This is a genomic window from Streptomyces sp. NPDC054956 (genome assembly GCF_053609185.1).
In genome coordinates this window covers 1-6,064 of record NZ_JBSGXB010000396.1, presented here as the reverse complement: position 1 = coordinate 6,064, position 6,064 = coordinate 1, and the positions used below count along the sequence as shown (strand labels likewise).

4 protein-coding genes are annotated in these 6,064 nt (G+C 72.5%); 2 read left to right on the top strand and 2 right to left on the bottom strand.

Annotated elements, in window-relative coordinates:
• The first annotated feature begins 1,343 nt into the window (after positions 1 to 1,343).
• The gene (locus ACWGDE_RS34995) at positions 1,344 to 2,309 is read left to right on the top strand and encodes an alpha/beta hydrolase (RefSeq protein WP_453393096.1); all 966 of its coding nucleotides are present in this window, start codon (positions 1,344 to 1,346) and stop codon (positions 2,307 to 2,309) included.
• Here ACWGDE_RS34995 and ACWGDE_RS34990 read toward each other — a convergent pair.
• Both ACWGDE_RS34990 and ACWGDE_RS34985 read right to left on the bottom strand, forming a co-directional pair.
• The gene (locus tag ACWGDE_RS34990; RefSeq protein ID WP_453393095.1) at positions 2,281 to 2,976 is read right to left on the bottom strand and encodes an alpha/beta fold hydrolase; all 696 of its coding nucleotides are present in this window, start codon (positions 2,974 to 2,976) and stop codon (positions 2,281 to 2,283) included. The two genes, ACWGDE_RS34995 and ACWGDE_RS34990, sit on opposite strands and share 29 nt — an antisense overlap.
• A 225-nt stretch (positions 2,977 to 3,201) precedes the next feature.
• Positions 3,202 to 4,455, bottom strand: a complete 1,254-nt coding sequence (locus ACWGDE_RS34985; protein WP_453393094.1) for an MFS transporter — start codon at positions 4,453 to 4,455, stop codon at positions 3,202 to 3,204.
• 337 nt (positions 4,456 to 4,792) lie between these two features.
• Between ACWGDE_RS34985 and ACWGDE_RS34980 the strand changes: the two genes are divergently transcribed.
• A complete protein-coding gene (locus tag ACWGDE_RS34980) occupies positions 4,793 to 5,890 on the top strand; it encodes a LacI family DNA-binding transcriptional regulator (RefSeq protein ID WP_453393093.1) in 1,098 nt (365 codons plus the stop codon).
• Positions 5,891 to 6,064: the final 174 nt, after the last annotated feature.

Sequence of the window (6,064 nt, the reverse complement as noted above, 5' to 3'; positions counted from 1 at the left end):
CACCCTTGACAGGCCGTCCCGTCCCGGAAAAACACAAGACTCCCGGGATCCCCCCGGGGGATGGCCGGGGGTCAGAGGGTGAGGGGCGGCCTGGTCGCATGGGCCCGCCTGTGGCGTTGAGGCGCACCAGATCGCTACACAGACCGTCTCGGCTCAGCGGCCATCGGTCGTCTGGGGCTGGGGGCGCGGCAGTTCGCTACACAGTCCCTCTCGGCTTGGCGGCCAGCGGCCGTCTGGGGTTGATGTGTGCGTCATTTCGTCACGTGCTTCGGTGGGTTCGGCGCCCGGCGGCCGTCGGGGGCTGGGACGCGCCAGATCGCTACACATGTCTCGTCGATGGGCGGCTGGCGGTCGTCTGGGGCGGGTGCGCGCGGCGGATCGCTAGGCGCGCCCTGCCGATTGGCGTCCGGCGGCTGTCTTGGGCCGTGCGCAGGCCGCCCACGACGACCATGTGCCCCTCTGGGTACGCGACCGACGCCCGGATCTCTTCCGGGCCCTCCCACCCCTCTCCTTATGCCCTATTTGGGATGGTTTGATGGCCGGTTGGGAGTGAAGCGATCACTTCTCCGACGCTAAGGACGAAGAGATCGTCGTTAGACGACATCAGGCGCCCTCCGGGCCCCTGGGGGGCCCAATACCGGCCCAAGACGGCCGCCAGGCGCCAAACCGAGCAAAGAACGTGGCAATCTGTCGCGCCCCCAGCCCCAGAAGGCCGTTGGCCGCTGTGCCGAGGGTGGCTGTGTAGCGATCTGCCGCGCCCACCAGCCCCAGACGGCGGCCAGCCGCTAAGCCGAGGGCGACTGTGTAGGGATCTGTCGCGCTCCCAGCCCCAGACGGCGGTCAGCCGCTAAGCCGAGGGCGACTGTGTAGGGATCTGTCGCGCTCCCAGCCCCAGACGGCGGTCAGCCGCTATGCCGAGTGGGACTGTGTAGCGATCTGGTGCGCCTCAACGCTCCGGAGGGGGATGTGGTCGTTCTCGTGTGCGTGTTGGGCTGACCGGCGGAACGCGGGCCCGATGGGCCTCTGACTCGGCCGTTCCTCCCTCTCGTTCCTCCCGGCCATCCCCCGGGGGGATCCCGGGAGTCTTGTGTTTTTCCGTGTCGGGTCGGTTTGTCAAGGGTGGCCGAAGGCCATCGCGAAGCGACGCGACCGCAGGGAGCGCCCTTGACGGGCCGGCCCGGCGCGGAAGGACACTGGACTTCCGGGACGCCCCCCGGTCACCGTCGAAGTCGGCTCGCGCGCAGGCCCCGCCAACCCCGCCCCGCCCTACCGTCGAAGTCGTCGAGGCCGCAGGTTCCGTCGTCCCAGCGCCCGGGCCGGACCGTCGGAGCCGTCGAGGTCGCATGCCCCTGGATTCAGCCATCGCAGCTCTTCTCCAGCAGGTCAACGCGGTGCCGAGGTCGGCTGCGTCCATGGTCGGGGCCGATCCCGCAGTGCTTCGGCAGGGTGAGCTCGCGGCCAATGCCCTGGTTGCGCCGAAGGAGGCGGTCGAGGTCGGGGGCTGCGTGGACGACGCGGTTCCGGGGCCCTTCGGGCCCGTTCCCGTGCGGGTCTACCGGCCCGTCGGCGGTGGGGGCGGTCCGACCGTCGTCTTCTTCCACGGCGGGGGATGGATCGTGGGGGACCTCGACACCCACGACCACGTCGCCCGCCGCCTCTGCCGCGACCTGCCGGCGGTCGTGGTCGCCGTCCACTACCGGCGGCTTCCCGAGCACCCGTTCCCTGCCGCGTACCAGGACTGTCTCGCCGCGGCCCGCTGGGTGGCCGACCACATCGACGGCTTCGGCGGTGACCGCGACCGGCTGGCCGTCGCGGGCGACAGTGCCGGCGGGGCGCTGGCGGCATCCGTGGCCCTGGCCTTCCGCGACGAGGGGCAACCGCTCGCCGCGCAGCTCCTCGCCTACCCGGCGACGGACCGTACCGGGACCGAGTACCCCTCGTACGCGGAGAACGCGGAGGGGTACCTGCTCACGCGGAAGGACCTCCGTGAACCCACGGAGGTCCTCACCGGCGGCGACCCCGCCGTCGCGGGCGACCTCCGGGCCTCGCCGCTCCGCGCGGCGAGCCACGCGGGCGTCGCCCCGGCTGTCATCGGCACGGCCGCCTACGACCCGCTCCGCGATGAAGGCCTCGCCTACGCCGAGGCGCTGCGCGCCTCCGGAGTCGATGTCTTCGTCCGTGACTACGACGGCCTCGTCCACGGCTTCGTCAACATGTTCGCGGTCTCAGCGGGCGCGGCAGCGGCCGTCGCCGAACTGGTAGGCCGGCTAGGGGCGTTGCTCAGATCCAGCCCTCGAGCGACGCCATGAAACCGTCGAAGTCGTCCCGGTGAATGGTGTGTCCGGCACCGGTGACCGAGCGCACCTCGAAGCCGCGTTCCTCCAGCACCGCCGCGCGCTCCGGGGAGATCAGGAAGCTCGGGTCGGCCAGCTGCACGAGTGAGGGGACCACCGGCGCGGCCGGCAGCAGGTCCGCGCCCATCAGCGGACCGAGGCTCAGCGCGGTCGCCTCGTCCCAGACGGCCAGCGTCTCGAGCTCGATGTCGACGTCGGCCTCCTCCCAGCGCGGGTTCATCGCCTGGATCTGCTCCTTGGGCGCGGCCTTGAACTGGGCGAACATCTCGGGTTCGAAGCCCGGTTCCGGCGCCGCCAGGTGCCACGCCGGGTCGGAGTACACGGCGCGCTTCGGCTTCAGGCGCTCGACGGCGTACGAGAGGGTCAGGCCGCCCAGGGAGTGGCCGATGGCGAGCTCGGCGCCGGCCGGCAGCGTCTCGACGACGTCGTCGGCGAACAGCTCGGGGCCGTACTCGCCCCGGCCGCTCGCACCGTGGCCGCGCAGGTCCACGGCGATGGCGCGGTAGCCGCGGTCGGCGAGGGCGGGTCCGACCCGGCGCCAGGTCCGGTGGTCGGCCATGATCCCGTGGATCAGGAGGGCGACGCGGTCGCCTTCGCCCCAAGTGTGGGTGTGGAGCTGCACGGTGGTGCCTTTCCCTGTCAATGCCGCTGTGTACGGCATCGGTTGGTTGATTCGGTGCCGCTGTGTGCGGCATTGGTCGGTGGGATTCGCCGGTCGGTCATGTCGGCCGTCGGCCGTCGTCCGTCCGTCGTGGCGGGGCAGCGGGGCGGCGGGGGGAGAGAGAGGGGGAGAGGCGGATTCGCCTCCCGCCAGCCCCGCCGCACCCCGCCGCCCTGCGCCAACGCCCTACCGGACGCTGCGGATCGGCTTGACGGCCAGGGCGCCCGCCACCGCCAGGGCGGCGGCCACGATGAACAGGGCGGTGTAGCCGCCGCTCACGGACACGATCACCGAGGCGATGAACGGGGCGACGATCTGCGGGCCCGCGTTGGCGATGTTGAGTACGCCCATGTCGCGCGCCGCGTCCTCCGCCTTGGGGAGCACCATCGTCACCAGTGCGGTGTCCACCGCCATGTAGCAGCCGAACGCGAGGCCGTTGACCACCGAGAAGGCCAGCATGGCCGTCCAGCTGGTCGACACGGCCGGGATCACCAGGGCGATGGCGGACAGCAGGGCCGACGCGCCGACGAAGAGCTTGCGGCGGTCGTACTTGTCGGAGAGCCAGCCGCCGAGGACGGTGGAGACCACCATCGCCACGCTGGTCAGCGGCATCATGACGGCCACGGCCGACTCCGGCTTCATGCCGTCGGGCAGCACCGTGTGGTCCTGGAGGATGTACAGCTGGTAGCCGCTCACCGCGAAGTACCCGAGGACGAGCAGCGCCCGCCCGATGAACGCCCAGCGGAAGTCGTGGTCCTTGAGCGCGCCGGCGAAGGCGGCGAGCTGCTGCTTGACCGGCATCGGGGCCCGGGCCGGCAGACGCTGTTCGCGGGTGCAGGTGGTGAACAGGACCGCGGCGCCGGCGACGAGCGCGCCGAAGACGAGGTATCCGGTGCGGTAGTCGTCCGAGAAGGCCGCGCCGACGAGGGCGCCGATGGTGGAGCCGAAGGGCAGGCCGAGGCCGACGGCCGCGGAGGCCTTGCCGCGGGCGCTCATCGGCACCCGGTCGGGGACCACGGAGGTGATGGCGGCCTGGTAGACGTTCATCACGGCCTGGCCGAGGCACCAGGCGATGGTGATGAGCAGGATCGTGTCCGCGATGCCGAGCAGGAACATCGCCGGTATCGCGGCGAGTCCACCGCCGAGGATCCAGGGGTTGCGCCGTCCGCTGCGGTCGGACAGGGCGCCCGCGACCGGGTTGAAGACCGTCGCGAAGATCGCGGAGACCCCCGCGATCAGGCCGAAGTTCGCGACCTTGTTCGCCGGGTCGATGTCCTCGACCTGGAGCGCGAGGAGTACGCCGGCCACGCCGATGTAGAGCGCGTACATGGCGCTGTTGCCGACGAGCAGCAGGGACAACAGGCCGCGTCCGGGGGCGGGTCCGTCGGAGGCGTCGGTGGTGGCGGCGGCGGTGCCGGTGCCGGGGGAGGAAAGGGCCACGGTGCCCTCCTGGGCGTTTTCGAGGGGTGAGGGATGAGGGATGTGGAGGGGGAGGGGCGGGGTGCTGGGGGCGGTGCTGGGGGCGGTGCTGGGGGCGGTGCGGGGAGGGGCGCGGGGAGGGGTGCGCGCCGCCCTGTCGCGACGGCGGGGGTGCGTCGGAGCGCGACAGGGCGACGGCACGGCTGGACACGGCGTGACACGTGTGGAGACACCTCCGGTGAAGCCGGTGTGACGCCCTGGTTACACGTGTCAATGAATCGTGTAACCACTGTGTAGCATTCGTTTCCGGCCATCCGCTAGCCCCTGGGCGCAATCGGTCTGGAAAGATGCCACGGCCATGTCTCAGTCATCGAACCCGCCCAAGTCGCCGTCACCGGCCGCGCCGCAGGCCGTCCAGCAGGCCGTCCCACAGGCCGCTCCGCCGCCCGCGCCGTCCGTCGCCGCGCCGCCCCCGCCCGTGCCGACCAGCGCGGACGTGGCCCGGCTCGCCGGCGTGTCGCGCGCGACGGTTTCGTACGTCCTGAACAACGCCGAAGCCGTGCGCATCAGCGAGCCGACCCGCCGCAAGGTGCGCGAGGCCGCCGAGGAGCTCGGCTACGTCCCGCACGCGGCCGCCCGCAGCCTGCGCGCCGGGCACACGCGGATCGTGCTGCTGCCCACCTCGCACGTCCCGATCGGCCCGCTCTACAGCAAGTTCCTCAACGAGCTCCAGTGGGCGCTGCGCGCCCTGGACTACACGGTGGTCCAGTACGGCAGCCTCGGCCTGACCGGGGACGAGGCCGCGCGGGCCTGGGCCGAGCTGAGGCCGGTCGCGGTGATCTCCCTCGGCGAGATCACGCTGTCCGCGCACAACGTCGCCACGCTCAAGCGGGCCGGGGCGCGCGCGGTGATAACCATGGGGCCGGTCGGCGTCCCGGGAGCGCACGCGCTGGTCATGGACCAGGCGGAGGTGGGAGCCCGGGCGGCGGAGCACCTGGTGGAGCGCGGCAGGCGCCGGATCGGCGTGGTCGTTCCGGAGGAGGACGGGCTGGAGCTGTTCTCCACGCCCCGGCTGGAGGGCGCGCGGTCGGTGGCCGGGGCCGAGGTCGTGGCCCTGCCGATGGCGTACGGCGAGGAGTCGGCGGCGGCGCTGGCGGCGCGCTGGGGTTCCCTCGGGCTGGATTCGGTGTTCGCGTACAACGACGAGTACGCGATGCTGCTGATGCGGGCGCTCCAGGACGAGGGCCTGCGGGTGCCGCAGGACGTGGCCGTCATCGGTGCGGACGACCTGCTGATCGGACGGCTGCTGCGGCCGAGGCTGAGCACGGTGCAGATCGAGATGCCCACGGGCGAGCGGCTGGCGGGGCTGGTGGACCGGGCCGTACGGGAGCCTTCGGCCGTCGTGCGGCGGTACGACCTGATGGCGGCGGTGGCGCTGCCGCGCGAGTCGACCTGAGCGGACGGCCGGCGGCGGCCCGAGCTCACCACCGGCGGCCGGCTGAGCCGACCACCTGGCCGCGGCCCGAGCCCACCACGGCGGCCCGGTGAGCCCACCACCGGGCGGCCGCCGAGCGCACGGCGGGCCGGCGGCGCGCCGGTGGCGTCGGGCTGGCGTTGACAGGTGGGGAGG